Source organism: Ectopseudomonas chengduensis, assembly GCF_900102635.1.
In the GTDB taxonomy this organism is placed as follows: Bacteria; Pseudomonadota; Gammaproteobacteria; order Pseudomonadales; family Pseudomonadaceae; genus Aquipseudomonas; species Aquipseudomonas chengduensis.
The window spans coordinates 195,012-212,054 of sequence record NZ_FMZQ01000001.1; the positions used below are offsets into that span (position 1 = coordinate 195,012).

Consider the following 17,043-nt stretch of genomic DNA (forward strand, 5'->3'; position numbering starts at 1 on the left):
AGTGGCGCGAGAGACTCACAGATGAATCTCCGCACCTTTGATGCCGAGTTGCCGCAATTCCTCGATCAGACCATTGAGGTCGGCAAAGCACTCCACCTCATCCTGCTCGTCGATCAGAAAGTAGCTGGTACCCGCATCCTTCTTGAACAGCACGATCCACTCCCGGGTATTGCCCGGGTTGGGCATCAGATGGGTATCGAACTGCACGCCAGCGGCGCTTCTGGCCCTTATATCTTCACGTTTCACAAGCGCCCCCTCACTCCACCGTAACGCTTTTTGCCAGATTGCGCGGCTGGTCGACGTCGGTGCCCTTGAGCACGGCAACATAATAGGACAGCAGCTGCAGCGGGATGGTGTAGAGGATCGGCGCCAGCAGGTCGTGAATATGCGGCATGTTCACCACATGGGTGCCCTCGCCGTTGCGCATACCGGCCTGCTGGTCCGCAAAGACGATCAGCTCACCACCACGGGCGCGCACTTCCTGCAGGTTGGACTTGAGCTTCTCCAGCAATTCGTTGTTCGGCGCTACTGTGACCACCGGCATATCGCTGTCGACCAGGGCCAATGGCCCGTGCTTGAGCTCGCCGGCCGGGTAGGCCTCGGCGTGGATATAGGAGATTTCCTTGAGTTTGAGCGCCCCTTCCATGGCCACCGGGTACTGCGCGCCACGGCCAAGGAACAGGCTGTGGTGCTTCTCGGCGAACAGTTCGGCGATCTTCTCCACGGTCTTGTCCATGGCCAGCGCTTCGCCCAGACGGGTCGGCAGGCGACGCAGCTCTTCCACCAGTTCGGCGGCCAGCGCCTTGTCCAGGCTGCCATGCACCTGGCCGAGGGCCAGGGTCAGCAGCATCAGGCCGACCAGCTGGGTGGTGAAGGCCTTGGTCGAGGCCACGCCGATTTCCGGGCCGGCCTGGGTCAGCAGGCACAGGTCGGACTCGCGCACCAGCGAGCTGGTACCGACGTTGCAGATCACCAGGCTGGCCAGGTAGCCGCCCTGCCCCGGCGCCTGCTCCTTGGCGTTGCGCAGCGCGGCCAGGGTGTCGGCGGTCTCGCCGGACTGCGAGACGCTGACAAACAGGGTGTCCGGCTGCACCACCACCTTGCGGTAGCGGAACTCGCTGGCCACTTCGACCTGGCAGGGAATGCCGGCCAGCTCTTCCAGCCAGTAACGGGCGACCATACCGGCGTGGTAGCTGGTGCCACAGGCGACGATCTGCACGTTCTTGACCTTGGCGAACAGCTCGGCAGCCTGCGGGCCAAAGGCCTGCACCAGCACGTGATCGCTGCCCAGGCGGCCTTCCAGGGTGCGTTGCACCACCTTGGGCTGCTCGTGGATTTCCTTGAGCATGAAGTGGCGGTACTCGCCCTTGTCCGCTGCCTCGGCACCTTCGTGGTACTGCACGGCTTCACGCTGCACCGGATTGTCGGCGGCGTCCCAGACCTGCACACCGTCACGACGAATCTCGGCGATATCGCCTTCTTCCAGGTACATGAAGCGGTCGGTGACCTGGCGCAGGGCCAACTGGTCGGAGGCGAGGAAGTTTTCGCCCAGACCCAGACCGATCACCAGCGGGCTGCCACTGCGCGCGGCGAGCAGGCGGTCCGGTTGCTTGGCGCTGATCACCGCCAGGCCGTAGGCGCCATGCAGTTCCGGGATGGCGGCCTTGAGCGCAGCGCTGAGGTCGCCAAGCTGCTGCAGCTTGTGCTCGAGCAGGTGGACGATGGTTTCGGTGTCGGTATCGGAGGTGAAGACGTAGCCCAGGCCCTTGAGGCGCTCGCGCAGCTCTTCGTGATTCTCGATGATGCCGTTGTGCACCACCGCCAGCTCGTGCCCGGAGAAATGCGGGTGAGCGTTGCGCTCGCTCGGCGCACCGTGGGTAGCCCAACGAGTGTGGGCAATGCCCAGACGCCCGGCCAGTGGCTCGGCTTGCAGCGCGGCCTGCAGTTCGCTGACCTTGCCGACGCGGCGGCGGCGATCCAGTGCGCCCTGCTCGGTCAGGAGCGCCACACCGGCGCTGTCATAGCCGCGATATTCCAGACGCTTGAGGCCTTCGACCAGGACCGGGGTGATATTGCGCTCGGCGATGGCGCCTACGATTCCACACATGGGGCTCTCCTTAGTTTTCCAGCGGCACGAGGATCAGCGGAATGCCGCGCGCGCGTATTTGTTCGGCAGCCTGGGCATCCAGGCGCTCGTCGGTTATCAGGGTATGGAGGCTGCTCCAGGGCAGTTCCAGATTGGGAATGCGCCGGCCGATCTTGTCGCTCTCGACCATGACGATGACTTCACGAGCCACCTCGGCCATAACCCGCGACAGACCGAGCAGCTCGTTGAAGGTGGTGGTGCCACGCTCCAGGTCGATGCCATCGGCGCCGATGAACAGCTGGTCGAAGTCGTAGGAGCGCAGCACCTGTTCGGCCACCTGGCCCTGGAAGGACTCCGAGTGTGGGTCCCAGGTGCCGCCGGTCATCAGCAGCACCGGCTCGTGTTCGAGTTCGCGCAGAGCATTGGCCACATTGAGCGAGTTGGTCATCACCACCAGACCGGGCTTGTGGCCAAGCTGCGGGATCATCGCCGCGGTGGTGGTGCCGCTGTCGATGATGATGCGTGCGTGTTCGCGGATGCGCGCCACGCCGGCACGGGCAATCGCCTGCTTGTAGGGGGAAATGGGCTGCGTCGGCTCGCTGATCAGCTCCTGCGGCACCGGCACCGCGCCGCCATAGCGACGCAGCAGCAGGCCGTTCTTTTCCAGGGCAGCGAGGTCCTTGCGAATGGTCACTTCGCTGGTGGCGAAGTGCTGCGCCAGGGCGTCCACGCTCACTTCGCCCTGCTCGGCTAGCAAGGCAAGGATGGTGTGACGACGTTGCGGCGTGTTGCGCTTCGACATGCTTAAGTTTCGATTCGAAAGATAATGGCGCGAATCAAAACATATGATCGAAAAGCCCGCAAGCGTCCGTCGATCAGTTCAACGTCAGTTTGACCCCGAAGCCGACCAGGCACAGCCCGCCCAGTTTCTCCAACCCCCGTGCGATACGTGGGTTGGCGCGCATGCGCTCGGCGAGAAAGTGCGTCAGCAGCACGATCAGCAAGCCGTAGAAAAAGGTCAGCGCCATGATGGTCACGGCCATGAAACCGAAAGTAATCAGCCCCTGATGCCGCTGCGGATCGATGAACAGCGGAAAGAACGCCATGTAGAAAATGATGGCCTTGGGGTTGAAGACGGTGATCACCAGGGTTTGCCATAGGTATTGGCGCGGCTTGATGTCCAGCGTCGGCGCGGCCCCCGGCTTGGCCAGGATCATGCGCAGGCCGAGGTAGACCAGATAGCCGGCGCCAAGCCACTGCACCAGATGGAAGGCTGCCGGATAGGCCTTGAGTAGCGCGGCGACACCGGCCACCGCCAGCCACAGCAGTACCTGATCGCCGAGCATGATCCCCAGGGTAGAGGCCAATCCACCGCGAATCCCTCCCTTGCCGGTGGACAGGATCAGCGCCAGGTTACCTGGGCCAGGAATGGCCAGCAGGATGATGAAGGCCACCACGAAGGCGGCGTAATCCGTCACACCGAACATACAGGACTGCCTCCGGCAGGTTATCCACAGGCCTGGTCACCCAGGCTGGATCGGGTTCACTTCTTCGTCGGGCGCTTCCAGCCTTCGATATTGCGCTGCTTGGCCCGACCCACTGCCAGCGTATCCGCCGGCACGTCGCTGGTCACTACCGAACCGGCGCCGGTGGTCGCACGGGCCCCCAGCGTTACCGGCGCCACCAGGGCGCTGTTGGAGCCGATGAAGACGTCCTCGCCCATCACCGTGCGGGATTTGTTGGCACCGTCGTAGTTGCAGGTGATGGTGCCGGCACCGATGTTGGTTCGCGCGCCGATCTCGGCATCGCCCAGGTAGCTCAGGTGACCGGCCTTGGCGCCCTCGCCCAGCACGGCGTTCTTCAGTTCGACGAAGTTACCCACATGGGCCTTGGCGCCCAGTTTGGTGCCGGGACGCAGGCGGGCGAACGGACCACAGTCGGCGCCCTCGCCCATCTCGGCACCTTCCAGGTGGCTGTTGGCCTTGACGATAGCGCCCTTGCGCAGCACCGAGTCCTTGATCACGCAGTTCGGACCGATCGAAACAAAGTCCTCGATCACTACCTTGCCTTCGAGGATGACGTTGATGTCGATGGTCACGTCGCGGCCAACGCTGACTTCGCCGCGTACATCGAAGCGATGCGGATCGCGCAGGGTGACGCCCTGGGCCATCAAGCGGCGGGCCAGGCGCTGCTGGTAATGGCATTCGAGCTGAGCCAGCTGGATGCGGTCGTTGGCACCGAGCACCTCCATCTCGTCGGCGGCGCGTTCGGTGGCCACCACTAGACCATCGGCCACGGCCATGGCGATCACGTCGGTCAGGTAGTACTCGCCCTGAGCGTTGCTGTTGGACAGACGCCCCAGCCAGTCGGCCAGGCGCTTGCCCGGTACGGCGAGGATGCCGGTGTTGCCTTCGCGGATCTGCCGCTGCGCCTCGCTGGCGTCCTTGTGCTCGACGATGGCCTGCACCACGCCAGCCTCATCGCGAACGATACGGCCGTAGCCGGTCGGGTCAGCCAGCTCGACGGTGAGCAGGCCCAACTGATCATCGCTGACCAGGGCCAGCAGGCGCTGCAGGGTGGCAGGTTCGATCAGCGGCACGTCGCCATAGAGAATCAGCACGCGCTCGGCACTGAGCTGCGGCAGAGCCTGGGCCACGGCGTGGCCGGTGCCGAGCTGCTCAGCCTGGATGACGAAATTCAGGTCGGCCGCGGCCAGGCGCTCACGCACCTTGTCAGCGCCATGACCGATCACCACCTGGATGCTCTGCGGCTGCAGGCTGCGCGCGGTGTCGATGACATGCCCCAGCATGGGTTTGTCGGCGACCGGGTGCAGCACCTTGGGCAAAGCGGAACGCATGCGCGTGCCCTGGCCAGCGGCAAGAATGACGATATCCAGACTCATAGAAAGCTCCTTGCTGGGCAAGATTTGGCCGCGGCCAGAGAGCCGCGCGAAGAAAGCGCTATTTTGCCAGAAACGCAAAGGGGCGACCTAAGTCGCCCCTTTGCGTGATACCGCGATACGCGATCAGCGACTGCGGCCGCCGAACTTCTTGCGCATCTCTTCGATGGTGCGCAGCTGAGCAGCAGCCTCGGCCAGGCGTGCCGAAGCACTGCCGTAGTCGAACTCGGTGCCCTTCTCGCTCAGCGCCTTCTCGGCCGCCTTGCGCGCTTCGATGGCAGCGGCTTCATCCAGGTCGCCGGCACGAACAGCGGTGTCGGCAAGAACCTTCACCATGCTCGGCTGAACTTCCAGGAAGCCACCGGAGATGTAGAACACCTCCTCGGTGCCACCCTGCTTGATCACTCGCACCGGACCCGGCTTGAGATCGGTCAGCAGCGGGGTGTGGCCCGGCAGGATACCCAGGTCACCGAGGTGACCGTGGGCGATGACCATTTCCACCAGCCCCGAGAACAGCTCTTCTTCCGCACTGACGATATCGCAGTGGACTGACATAGCCATAACAATGCCTCGGTTGAGAGGCCGGATCGGGCTGCTGCCCACTCCGGCCTGGACGCCCTCTAGAGGGCGCACCCGTTACTTACAGTTTCTTGGCTTTCTCGATGGCTTCGTCGATGCCGCCTACCATGTAGAACGCTTGTTCCGGCAGGTGGTCGTAGTCGCCTTTGAGAATGCCGCTGAAGCCGGCAATGGTGTCCTTCAGGGACACGTACTTGCCCGGGGCACCGGTGAAGACTTCAGCCACGAAGAACGGCTGGGACAGGAAGCGCTGGATCTTACGAGCGCGCGATACCAGCTGCTTGTCGTCTTCGGACAATTCGTCCATACCCAGGATCGCGATGATGTCCTTCAGCTCCTTGTAGCGCTGCAGAACATACTGAACACCACGAGCGGTCTCGTAGTGATCCTGGCCGATCACGTTCGGGTCCAGCTGACGGCTGGTGGAATCCAGCGGGTCAACGGCCGGGTAGATACCCAGGGAAGCGATGTCACGGGACAGAACGACGGTGGCGTCCAAGTGGGCGAAGGTGGTCGCCGGGCTCGGGTCGGTCAGGTCGTCCGCAGGTACGTAGACAGCCTGGATCGAGGTGATCGAGCCTTTCTTGGTGGAGGTAATACGCTCCTGCAGAACGCCCATCTCCTCGGCCAGGGTCGGCTGGTAACCTACTGCCGACGGCATACGGCCGAGCAGTGCGGATACTTCGGTACCGGCGAGGGTGTAACGGTAGATGTTGTCGACGAACAACAGAACGTCACGACCTTCGTCACGGAACTTCTCGGCCATGGTCAGGCCGGTCAGTGCTACGCGCAGACGGTTGCCTGGTGGCTCGTTCATCTGACCGTAGACCAGGGCTACCTTGTCGAGAACGTTGGAGTCCTTCATCTCGTGGTAGAAGTCGTTACCCTCACGAGTACGCTCACCCACACCGGCGAACACGGAATAACCGCTGTGCTCGATGGCGATGTTACGGATCAGTTCCATCATGTTCACGGTCTTGCCGACACCGGCACCACCGAACAGACCGACTTTACCGCCCTTGGCGAACGGGCAGACCAGGTCGATAACCTTGATGCCAGTTTCCAGCAGCTCGTTGGAGCCAGCTTGTTCAGCATAGCTCGGCGCAGGGCGGTGGATTTCCCACTGCTCTTCTTCACCGATGGGGCCGGCTTCGTCGATCGGGTTGCCCAGCACGTCCATGATCCGGCCCAGGGTCGCTTTACCGACCGGTACGGAGATGGCCTTGCCAGAGCTGTTGACGTCCAGGCCACGCTTGAGGCCTTCGGTCGAACCCATCGCAATGGTACGTACCACGCCGTCGCCCAGCTGCTGCTGAACTTCCAGGGTGGTTTCGGCGCCAACTACTTTCAGCGCTTCATAAACACTCGGCACCTTGTCACGCGGAAATTCCACGTCGATGACGGCGCCGATGATTTGAACGATACGTCCGCTACTCATCTTTGGTTCCTCTGAATATTTGAACCGTTCTTAAACCGCGGCAGCGCCGCCGACGATTTCCGAAATTTCCTGGGTGATCGCTGCCTGACGAGCCTTGTTGTAAACCAGCTGCAGGTCTTTGATGAGATCACCGGCGTTGTCGGTTGCGTTCTTCATCGCGATCATCCGCGCAGCCTGTTCGCACGCGCTGTTCTCGACCACGGACTGATAGACCTGCGACTCGATGTAGCGTACCAGCAGCGCATCCAGCAATTGCTGGGCGTCCGGCTCGTACACGTAGTCCCACAGACCTTTCTGCACGCCTTGCGCATCGCTCGCGGCCAACGGCAACAACTGCTGCACTTCCGGCTTCTGCGTCATGGTGTTGACGAACTTGTTCGACACCAGATACAGACGGTCGATACGGCCCTCGGCGTAGGCATCCAGCACGACCTTGACGCTACCGATCAGGTCGTTGATGGACGGCTCTTCACCCAGCTTGCTGATGGCGGCAACCACGTTGCCTCCGTTGCTGCGGAAGAAGCTCGCGCCCTTGCTGCCCACCACGCAGAAATCAGCCTCGACCTTCTGGTCGCGCCATTCCTTCAGGCTTCTGAGCAGCGCCTTGAACAGGTTGATGTTCAAGCCACCACACAGACCACGGTCCGAGGTCACCACGATATAACCGACGCGCTTTACATCACGCTCCACCATGAACGAGTGGCGGTATTCCGGGTTCGCCTTGGCCAGGTGACCAATCACCTGACGAATACGCTCAGCATAGGGACGACCAGCAGCCATGCGCTGTTGAGCCTTGCGCATTTTGCTGACCGCCACTTTTTCCATGGCGCTGGTGATCTTTTGCGTGCTTTTGATGCTCGCAATCTTGCTGCGAATCTCTTTTGCGCCTGCCATTTCACACCTTTTGGTTCAAGCAGGCGGGGGCCAAAGCCCCCGCTGCGGTTACCAGGTTTGGGTGGCCTTGAACTTCTCGATACCGGCTTTCAGGCCAGCGTCGATTTCGTCGTTGAAGTCACCCTTCTCGTTGATCTTCGCCATCAGGTCGGCGTGATCACGCTTGAAGAAGGCGATCAGGGCCTGCTCGAAGCTGATGATCTTGGCGACTTCGACGTCCTGCAGGAAGCCACGCTCGGCTGCGTACAGGGACACCGACATTTCGGCAATGGACATCGGCGCATACTGCTTCTGCTTCATCAGCTCGGTTACGCGCTGACCATGCTCGAGCTGCTTGCGGGTGGCTTCGTCCAGGTCAGAAGCGAACTGGGCGAATGCCGCCAGTTCACGGTACTGAGCCAGAGCGGTACGGATACCACCGGAAAGCTTCTTGATGATCTTGGTCTGAGCCGCGCCACCGACACGGGATACCGAGATACCGGCGTTGACGGCCGGACGGATACCCGAGTTGAACATGGCCGATTCCAGGAAGATCTGACCGTCGGTGATCGAGATCACGTTGGTCGGAACGAACGCGGAAACGTCACCGGCCTGGGTTTCGATGATCGGCAGAGCGGTCAGCGAGCCAGTCTTGCCCTTCACGGCGCCATTGGTGAACTTCTCGACGTACTCTTCGGAAACGCGGGAAGCGCGCTCCAGCAGACGACTGTGGAGATAGAACACGTCGCCCGGGTAGGCTTCACGGCCTGGCGGACGGCGCAGCAGCAGGGAGATCTGACGGTAGGCAACGGCCTGCTTGGACAGGTCGTCGTACACGATCAGGGCATCTTCACCGCGGTCGCGGAAGTATTCACCCATGGTGCAACCGGAGTACGGCGCGAGGAACTGCAGGGCAGCGGATTCGGAAGCCGAAGCTGCAACCACGATGGTGTTGGCCAGGGCGCCAGCTTCTTCCAGCTTGCGGACCACGTTGGCAATGGTCGATTGCTTCTGACCAATGGCGACGTAGACGCAACGGATGCCGCTGTCTTTCTGGTTGATGATGGCGTCGACGGCCAGAGCAGTCTTACCGATCTGACGGTCACCGATGATCAGCTCACGCTGGCCACGGCCTACCGGGATCATGGCATCGACCGACTTGTAACCGGTCTGCACCGGCTGGTCGACCGACTTACGCCAGATCACGCCCGGTGCAACCTTTTCAACGGCGTCAGTAGCGGCGGCGTTGATCGGGCCTTTGCCGTCGATCGGGTTGCCCAGTGCGTCAACGACGCGGCCCAGCAGCTCCGGACCAACCGGAACTTCCAGGATGCGACCGGTGCACTTGGCGCTCATGCCTTCGGCGAGGGTCAGGTAACCACCCAGTACTACGGCACCTACGGAGTCTTGCTCCAGGTTCAGCGCCATGCCGTACACGCCACCAGGGAATTCGATCATCTCACCGTACATGACGTCGGCGAGGCCGTAGATGCGCACGATACCGTCGGAAACGCTGACGATGGTGCCTTCATTACGGGCTTGAGCGGATACATCAAGCGACTCAATGCGCTGCTTGATGATTTCGCTAATTTCGGAAGGATTCAATTGCTGCATGCCAGTTCCCTCAAATCAGGATTTCAACGCTTCGGCCAGCTTGTTCAGCTTGCCGCGGACCGAACCGTCGATGACCAGGTCACCTGCACGAATGACAACACCGCCGATCAGGGCGGGATTGACCACGGGCGTGGGCTGGACGGTGCGATCGAGCCGCTTGGAAAGGGCGGCAGCCAGAGTTTGCAATTGCTCAGCACTGAGCTCGAACGCCGACTCGACCTCGACATCGAGGGCGCGTTCGGCTTCAGCCTTCAGCACAGCGAATTGTTCGCGTACTACCGGCAGCAGCGACAGTCGGTCATTGCTACCCAGCGAGTGCAGGAAGTTGCTGAACGAAGCGTCGATGTGACCGGCACAGAGCTGCGCCAGCACATTGACTTTCTGCTCATCGGTCAACGCCGGGTTGACCAACTGCTGAGCCATGGCCGGCGCTTGAACCGCAGCAGCGGACAGCGACAGCATGTTCAGCCAGGCATCGGCCTGCTGTGCAGCACTGGCAAACTCAAACGCAGCTTTCGCGTAGGGCCGAGCGAGCGTGTTGGTATTGATCATCGCGAGCCTCGCTTAGAGTTGAGAGGCCAGTTTTGCGACCAGATCGTTGTGCGCAGCGCCGTCCACGGAGGACTGCAGGATCTGCTCGGCGCCGGTGACAGCCAGAGCTGCTACCTGTGCACGCAGTTGTTCCTTGGCACGGTTCACTTCCAGATCGATTTCGGCTTTGGCGCCAACAATCAGCTTTTCACCTTCAGAGCGGGCCTGGGCCTTGGCTTCTTCGACGATTGCGTTGGCGGTCTTGTTCGCCCGATCGAGAATCTCGGCAGCTTGCTCTTTGGTTTCACGAAGCATCTGGGCAGCGCGTTCCTGGGCCAACTGCAGATCGCGCTCAGCGCGCCCGGCAGCATCCAGACCTTCTGCGATTTTCTTCTGGCGTTCCTGCATGGCCAGCGTCAGCGGCGGCCATACGAACTTCATGCAGAACCAGACGAAAATAGCGAAGGCAATCGTTTGACCGAACAGGGTCAGGTTAATGTTCACAGCGATTTACCTCGTGCTATCTCGTGTTCAGGGAAGAAAAGCCTGAAGAGGCAGCACTCATCATGCTGCCTCGAACTCAGGAACTCTTAACCCGCGACAACGAAGATCAGGTACATCGCGATACCAACACCGATCATCGGAACGGCGTCGAGCAGACCGGCCATCAGGAAGGTCTTGGTTTGCAGCTGCGGGCCCAGCTCAGGCTGGCGAGCGGTGGATTCCAGCAGCTTGCCGCCCAGCAGGGCGAAGCCGATACCGGTACCCAGGGCACCCAGACCGATCATGATGGCAGCGGCGATGTAGACGAGTTCCATAGTTAGCTCCAGAGTTTTTAGAGGTTAAGGTTACGAGTTAGGGGTTTTCGGGTTTTTCGATGTTGATCAGTGGTGATCTTCGTGCGCAGCACTCAGATAAACCACGGTCAGCACCATGAAAATGAACGCCTGCAGCGGAATGACCAGGATGTGGAAGATAGCCCATGGCACGTTGAGACCCCACTGAACGTAGAAGGGCAGCAGCGCGATCAGGATAAACACCACTTCACCGGCATACATGTTGCCGAACAGACGCAGGGCCAGGCTCAGCGGCTTGGTCAGCAGGCCGATGATTTCCAGGAACAGGTTGAAAGGAATCAGCGCCCAGTGATTGAACGGGGTGAACGACAGTTCCTTGGTAAAGCCACCGATGCCCTTGACCTTGATGCTGTAGAAAATGATCAGCAGGAACACGCCCAGGGAGATACCGAAGGTACCGTTAGGGTCGGCGGTGGGGACGATCTTGAAGTACGGCAGGCCCATGGCATGGGCCAGGCCAGGAATGTAGTCGACCGGGATCCACTTCAGGCTGTTCATCAGGAACACCCAGACGAAGATGGTCAGGGCCAGCGGCGCAACCAGCGGGTTCTTGCCGTGGAAGGTGTCCTTGACGATGCCCTGGACGAACTCGATGCACATCTCGGCCATGTTCTGCAGGCCGGTCGGTACGCCGGTAACGGCGCGCTTGGCGGCAATGCGGAACAGGGTGATGAAGATCAGGCCCATGAACAGGGACCAGCCCAGGGTGTCCATATGGACAGCCCAGAAGCCCATCGCTTTCACCTCTTCCGGGGTCTGGGCAATGATCCAGCCCTTATCCGGGTGAGAGCCGTAGACCAGGTTCTGCAGGTGATGCTGGATATATTCTGCTGGGGTATCAGCCATAAACGCCTCAAACGGTCCAATGCTTCAGAAAACTTTCATGAGTAGGGGGGCACAGGCTGCAGCCAGAAGGCCAAGCAGATAACCGATGAACAGCTGCATCGGTGCAAGTGGTTCAACCCCTACGAACGCCAGTGCAAACAGCACTGCCGTGATAATCCATTTACCCATGGCCCCGGCCCAGATCGACTGGACGATGGCTCGGGCCGAACGCGCGCCAAAGTAACGAAAGGCCTTGAATGCGAAATACGCGTTGGCCAGCAGGGCGATCAGCCCTCCCAGCAATGCCGAATAGGCCGCGACCCATCCGCCACTGACGGCAAAAATCACTGCAATCACAGCCGTCACGATGGCCTGAAGAATCAGGATCGGAAAACCTGGCTGACGATGAAACGGGACCTTACTGGGGATGCCCATCGACCTCTCCCTGCAAGGCGCCGAAACCCGGCCTGTAGCCGACAAAATTGCGCGGCGAGTATAGGGTTCAGCCTGCGCCCGATCAACCTTGCTGTAGTAGGAGAGAAGTAGGACTACAGACTGAATTGTTTCAACGAATGTGCGCCAGTACACCCTGCAATTCGTCGAGGGAGTTGTAGCGAATCACCAACTGCCCTTTGCCCTTGCTGCCGTGCTTGATCTGTACGGGCGAGCCCAGACGCTCTGCGAGCTTCTGCTCCAGGCGGCTGATGTCCGGGTCGGCCTTGGCTTTGGCCGGGGCAGGTTTGGCGCTCAGCCACTGGCGCACCAGAGCCTCGGTCTGACGAACGGTCAGGCCACGTGCGACAACATGTCGCGCGGCTTCGACCTGCTGTTCGAGGGGCAAACCGAGCAGGGCACGGGCATGTCCCATCTCCAGATCGCCGTGGGAAAGCAGGGTCTTGATCTCCTCCGGCAAGGCGATCAGGCGTAGCAGGTTGGTGATGGTGACGCGGGATTTACCCACGGCATCGGCGACCTGTTGCTGAGTCAGCTCGAATTCCTGCTGCAGGCGCTGCAGGGCGACGGCTTCCTCGATCGGGTTGAGGTCCTCGCGCTGGATGTTCTCGATCAGCGCCATGGCGATCGCCGCTTCATCCGGCAGCTCACGGACCATGGCCGGAATCTTGTCCTGACCGGCCAGCTGGCTGGCCCGCCAACGGCGTTCACCGGCGACGATCTCGAAACGACCACCGCCGATGGGGCGCAGGACGATGGGCTGCATCACACCCTGGGCACGAATGGAGGCGGCGAGCTCTTCCAGAGCGGTCTGGTCCATGTCACGACGCGGCTGGTACTTGCCACGCTGGATCAGCTCCAGGGGCACGTATTGCAGTTCACGGGTGTCGACCTGGGCGGCCTCTTCCTGCAGTGCATTGACGGTGTTGCCGCCGAGCAGTGCGTCCAGACCTCGACCCAGACCTCGTTTCTTCGCAGCCATGCGGATGTTCCTTAAGCGGTAGCGGTTTTCGCGGCGGCGCGCTGACGGCGCACCAGCTCGCCGGCCAAGGCCAGGTAGGCGATGGCCCCACGGGATTGTTTGTCGTAGACCAGCGCCGGCATGCCGAAGCTCGGTGCTTCGGCCAGGCGCACGTTGCGCGGGATCACTGCGTCATACAGCTTGTCGCCGAAGTGCTGCTTGAGCTGAGCCGTGACGTCGTTGGTCAGGCTGATGCGCGGGTCGTACATGGTGCGCAGCAGACCTTCGATCTGCAGCTTGGGATTGAGCAGTTGAGCGATGCGCTGGATGCTGTTGACCAGATCGGACAGCCCCTCGAGCGCGTAGTACTCGCACTGCATGGGGATGATCACGCCGTCGGCGGCGACCAGGGCGTTGATGGTCAGCATGTTCAGCGAAGGCGGGCAGTCGATGAGGATGTAGTCGTAGTTCTCGCGGATCGGCGCCAGGGCATAACGCAGGCGGCTTTCCTTCATCTTCATCTCGAGCAGGGCGACTTCGGCGGCGGTCAGGTCACGGTTGGCCGGCAGCAGCTGGTAGCCGCCGTGCTCGGAGAACTGCATGGCCTGGCTCAGGTCGCATTCGCCGATCAGCACGTCGTAGATCGAGTACTCAAGACCGTGTTTGTCGACACCGCTGCCCATGGTCGCGTTGCCCTGCGGGTCGAGGTCGATCAGCAGCACGCGGCGCTTGGTTGCCACCAGTGAAGCGGCCAGGTTGATGCACGTCGTGGTTTTGCCCACGCCGCCTTTCTGATTGGCGATCGCGAATACCTTGGCCATCTTCTTTCCCCTTAGACCGAGCGACGCAGTATCAACAGATGGCGTTGGCCTTGGCAACCGGGAACCCGCAACACATGCGTGGCGCTGAGACGGAAGTCCGTCGGCAAGGCCTGCAATTCGTCATCCGGGTGCACGCCTTTCATCGCCAGCCACTGGGTGTCGACGCTGCCGAGGTGGCGCGTCCAGTTGCTGAAGTCTTCCAGGCTGCTGAAAGCCCGCGAGCTGATGCCATCGAAAGGCTGCTCGGGGCGATACGCTTCGACCCGGTTGTGGACAACCTCGAGGTTGGCGAGTTTCAGCTCCAGTTTCACCTGCACCAGAAAACGGGTTTTCTTGCCGTTGGAGTCGAGCAGAGTGAAACGCCGCTCGGGGAACATGATCGCCAGCGGCACGCCAGGCATGCCGCCGCCACTGCCGACGTCCAGCCAGTTATCCCCAAGCTCGGCCACGAACGGCACCACCGACAGGCTGTCGAGCAGATGGCGCGAGACCATCTCGTCGGGATCACGCACCGCGGTGAGGTTGTAGGCCTTGTTCCACTTGATCAGCAGGCCCAGGTAGGCGAGCAGTTGTTCCTGCTGCAGGACGCTGAGCTCGATGCCCAGCTCGCGGGCACCCTGCAGCAGTTCTTCGGCGTGACGCTGAGTGACCGACATCAGGCGCTCTGCTCCAGCTTCTGCCCGGCGCTACGTTTTTTCAGGTGAATCAGCAGCAGGGAAATCGCCGCCGGGGTGACCCCGGGGATCCGTGAAGCCTGGCCAAGCGTGGCCGGGCGGGTATTGCCCAGCTTGAACTGGATCTCCTTGGACAGCCCGGAGATCGAGGCATAGTCCAGATCATCCGGCAGCTTGGTGTCTTCGCTGGCCCGCAGCTTGGCGATCTCGTCCTGCTGGCGGTCGATGTAGCCGGCGTACTTGGTCTTGATCTCGACCTGCTCGGCCACCTGGTTATCCACAACCGGCGCGTCGGTCAGTTCGACCAGGGTGGCGTAGTCGATCTCCGGGCGAGCCAGCAGGTTGAGCAGGTTGTATTCGTGGGCCAGCGGCGTACCGAAGCGCGCGGCGATGGCATCACCCTGCGGCGTGCCCGGGCGCACCCAGGTGCTCTTCAGGCGCTGCTCTTCCTGGACGATGCCTTCGCGCTTGGCCTCGAAAGCGGCCCAGCGCTCGTCGTCGATCAGGCCCAGCTCGCGGCCTTTCTCGGTCAGGCGCAGGTCGGCGTTGTCCTCACGCAGGATCAGCCGGTATTCGGCGCGCGAGGTGAACATGCGGTACGGCTCCTGGGTGCCCAGGGTGATCAGGTCGTCGACTAGCACGCCGATGTAGGCTTCGTCACGACGCGGGCACCATGCCTCCTTGCCCTGCGCGCGCAGGGCAGCGTTGCAGCCCGCCAGCAGGCCTTGAGCACCGGCTTCTTCGTAGCCGGTGGTGCCATTGATCTGGCCAGCGAAGAACAGGCCGGCGATGACCTTGGTTTCCAGGCTGTACTTGAGATCGCGCGGGTCGAAGTAGTCGTACTCGATGGCATAACCGGGACGCACGATATGCGCGTTCTCCATGCCGCGAATGCTACGCACGATCTCCAGCTGCACGTCGAACGGCAGCGAGGTAGAGATGCCATTGGGATACAGCTCATGGGTGGTCAGGCCTTCCGGCTCGATGAACACCTGGTGGCTGTCCTTGTCGGCGAAGCGGTGAATCTTGTCTTCGATCGACGGGCAATAACGCGGGCCGACACCTTCGATCACACCGGAGTACATCGGCGAGCGGTCGAGGTTGGCGGCGATGATCTCGTGGGTACGTGCGTTGGTATGGGTGATCCAGCAACTGATCTGCTTCGGTTGATGCTCGCGCTTGCCGAGAAATGACATCAGCGGCGTGGGGGTATCGCCCGGTTGCTCGGTCATCACCGAGAAATCCACCGAACGGCCATCGATGCGTGGCGGCGTACCGGTTTTCAGGCGACCGACGCGCAGCGGTAGCTCGCGCAAACGGTGAGCCAGAGCGATGGAGGGCGGATCACCGGCACGGCCGCCGGAGTAGTTCTGCAGACCAATGTGGATAAGTCCGCCGAGGAAAGTGCCTGTGGTCAAAACCACAGAATCCGCATGGAACCTGAGGCCCATCTGGGTGACCACGCCTTTGACCTGAGCGTTTTCCACAATCAGGTCATCAGCTGCCTGTTGAAAAATCCACAGATTGGCCTGGTTTTCCAGGATCTCGCGTACCGCGGCTTTGTACAGCACGCGGTCGGCCTGTGCGCGGGTCGCACGTACGGCTGGGCCTTTGCGGCTGTTGAGAATACGGAATTGGATACCGCCCCTGTCGGTAGCGATGGCCATGGCGCCGCCCAGGGCATCGATTTCCTTGACCAGATGGCTCTTGCCGATCCCGCCGATAGCCGGGTTGCAGCTCATCTGGCCGAGGGTCTCGACATTGTGGGTGAGCAGCAGGGTCTTCACGCCCATGCGTGCTGCAGCCAGGGCTGCTTCGGTACCGGCATGACCGCCGCCGATCACGATCACGTCAAAACGGGAAGGGAAATCCACCACGCACCTCGTGCCTGTTGAGAAGGGGTCTGAAAGAAAGGCGGCAAGTATAGGGACTTAAGCCTGCTGAATGAAGCCTTCTGCACAAAAAATAGCCAGCTGCTTGGTTGTGTTCCTCTCTCCTCGAGCCTTTACCTGATGACCCCTTCCGGGTGAAAAGTACGCTCAGGCTTATAAAGAATAAAAAAGAGAGAATTTTTATAAAGCTTGTTCTTTATGTTTATGTATAGAGAGAGCCTTTTCTGTGGATAAAGCTCTACAAGCCTTGCTGCTACTGGTGTACAGCGAATGATAAGCCTGTGTCATTCCTGCTCGGTTCCGCTGGGCAAGCTGCTGAACCACTGTGGATGAAAGTGCTAGTTACCCACAGTGGCAGTTACGCCCAGCTTTGTCATAGGGTTATGGGCAGTGCTTAAGGGCGGTTTTCCACAGGGTTTATTTCACTATGAATAACTCTTCAGAACACCCGGATTTCGTCTGAAAATCGGGCATTGGCACGGTGCCATGTCAGCCCTTGATGGCTCGCAAGCTTATGGAAGGTGGGCTGGATGAGCCGAC

The 17,043-nt window shown here is 61.1% G+C and carries 18 protein-coding genes; all 18 read right to left on the reverse strand.

The window, feature by feature from the left end; genetic code table 11:
• Positions 1 to 15 precede the first annotated feature (15 nt).
• The gene (locus BLS08_RS00850) at positions 16 to 246 is read right to left on the reverse strand and encodes a hypothetical protein (protein ID WP_055986069.1); all 231 of its coding nucleotides are present in this window, start codon (positions 244 to 246) and stop codon (positions 16 to 18) included.
• 10 nt (positions 247 to 256) lie between these two features.
• A complete protein-coding gene (glmS, locus tag BLS08_RS00855; RefSeq protein ID WP_090335908.1) occupies positions 257 to 2,107 on the reverse strand; it encodes a glutamine--fructose-6-phosphate transaminase (isomerizing) in 1,851 nt (616 codons plus the stop codon).
• A gap of 10 nt (positions 2,108 to 2,117) precedes the next feature.
• Positions 2,118 to 2,888, reverse strand: coding sequence for a DeoR/GlpR family DNA-binding transcription regulator (locus tag BLS08_RS00860; RefSeq protein WP_090335910.1), 771 nt, complete (start codon positions 2,886 to 2,888; stop codon positions 2,118 to 2,120).
• Between the two features lie 73 nt (positions 2,889 to 2,961).
• Entirely contained in the window at positions 2,962 to 3,573 is a 612-nt protein-coding gene (locus tag BLS08_RS00865) for a LysE family transporter (protein ID WP_064493636.1), read from the reverse strand.
• 56 nt (positions 3,574 to 3,629) lie between these two features.
• Complete coding sequence (gene glmU / locus BLS08_RS00870; RefSeq protein WP_090335912.1) at positions 3,630 to 4,988, reverse strand: bifunctional UDP-N-acetylglucosamine diphosphorylase/glucosamine-1-phosphate N-acetyltransferase GlmU; 1,359 nt, start codon at positions 4,986 to 4,988, stop codon at positions 3,630 to 3,632.
• 123 nt (positions 4,989 to 5,111) lie between these two features.
• On the reverse strand, positions 5,112 to 5,546 hold the full coding sequence (locus tag BLS08_RS00875) for a F0F1 ATP synthase subunit epsilon (protein WP_017676260.1): 435 nt from the start codon (positions 5,544 to 5,546) through the stop codon (positions 5,112 to 5,114).
• 79 nt (positions 5,547 to 5,625) lie between these two features.
• Positions 5,626 to 7,002, reverse strand: a complete 1,377-nt coding sequence (gene atpD / locus BLS08_RS00880) for a F0F1 ATP synthase subunit beta (RefSeq protein WP_017676261.1) — start codon at positions 7,000 to 7,002, stop codon at positions 5,626 to 5,628.
• Positions 7,003 to 7,032: 30 nt separating this feature from the next.
• Complete coding sequence (atpG, locus tag BLS08_RS00885) at positions 7,033 to 7,896, reverse strand: F0F1 ATP synthase subunit gamma (RefSeq protein WP_017676262.1); 864 nt, start codon at positions 7,894 to 7,896, stop codon at positions 7,033 to 7,035.
• 48 nt (positions 7,897 to 7,944) lie between these two features.
• Positions 7,945 to 9,489 (reverse strand): F0F1 ATP synthase subunit alpha, encoded by a 1,545-nt coding sequence (gene atpA / locus BLS08_RS00890; protein WP_021487437.1) that lies wholly within the window; start codon positions 9,487 to 9,489, stop codon positions 7,945 to 7,947.
• A 15-nt stretch (positions 9,490 to 9,504) separates the two neighbouring features.
• Positions 9,505 to 10,041 (reverse strand): F0F1 ATP synthase subunit delta, encoded by a 537-nt coding sequence (locus BLS08_RS00895; protein ID WP_021487438.1) that lies wholly within the window; start codon positions 10,039 to 10,041, stop codon positions 9,505 to 9,507.
• Positions 10,042 to 10,053: 12 nt separating this feature from the next.
• Positions 10,054 to 10,524 (reverse strand): F0F1 ATP synthase subunit B, encoded by a 471-nt coding sequence (locus BLS08_RS00900; protein WP_021487439.1) that lies wholly within the window; start codon positions 10,522 to 10,524, stop codon positions 10,054 to 10,056.
• An 86-nt stretch (positions 10,525 to 10,610) separates the two neighbouring features.
• A complete protein-coding gene (atpE, locus tag BLS08_RS00905; RefSeq protein ID WP_003241387.1) occupies positions 10,611 to 10,838 on the reverse strand; it encodes a F0F1 ATP synthase subunit C in 228 nt (75 codons plus the stop codon).
• Positions 10,839 to 10,904: 66 nt separating this feature from the next.
• The gene (atpB, locus tag BLS08_RS00910) at positions 10,905 to 11,723 is read right to left on the reverse strand and encodes a F0F1 ATP synthase subunit A (RefSeq protein WP_090335913.1); all 819 of its coding nucleotides are present in this window, start codon (positions 11,721 to 11,723) and stop codon (positions 10,905 to 10,907) included.
• Positions 11,724 to 11,747: 24 nt separating this feature from the next.
• Entirely contained in the window at positions 11,748 to 12,137 is a 390-nt protein-coding gene (locus BLS08_RS00915) for a F0F1 ATP synthase subunit I (RefSeq protein ID WP_045733559.1), read from the reverse strand.
• A gap of 130 nt (positions 12,138 to 12,267) precedes the next feature.
• A complete protein-coding gene (locus BLS08_RS00920) occupies positions 12,268 to 13,137 on the reverse strand; it encodes a ParB/RepB/Spo0J family partition protein (RefSeq protein WP_017676268.1) in 870 nt (289 codons plus the stop codon).
• An 11-nt stretch (positions 13,138 to 13,148) separates the two neighbouring features.
• Positions 13,149 to 13,937 carry a ParA family protein gene (locus BLS08_RS00925; RefSeq protein ID WP_090335916.1) on the reverse strand — a complete coding sequence of 263 codons (789 nt, stop codon included), beginning with the start codon at positions 13,935 to 13,937 and terminating at the stop codon, positions 13,149 to 13,151.
• Between the two features lie 11 nt (positions 13,938 to 13,948).
• Positions 13,949 to 14,596: a 16S rRNA (guanine(527)-N(7))-methyltransferase RsmG gene (gene rsmG / locus BLS08_RS00930; RefSeq protein ID WP_031306271.1), complete on the reverse strand. Its 648-nt coding sequence runs from the start codon at positions 14,594 to 14,596 to the stop codon at positions 13,949 to 13,951.
• Positions 14,593 to 16,485, reverse strand: a complete 1,893-nt coding sequence (gene mnmG / locus BLS08_RS00935; protein WP_059391031.1) for a tRNA uridine-5-carboxymethylaminomethyl(34) synthesis enzyme MnmG — start codon at positions 16,483 to 16,485, stop codon at positions 14,593 to 14,595. Before mnmG ends, rsmG begins: the two co-directional genes overlap by 4 nt.
• Positions 16,486 to 17,043: the final 558 nt, after the last annotated feature.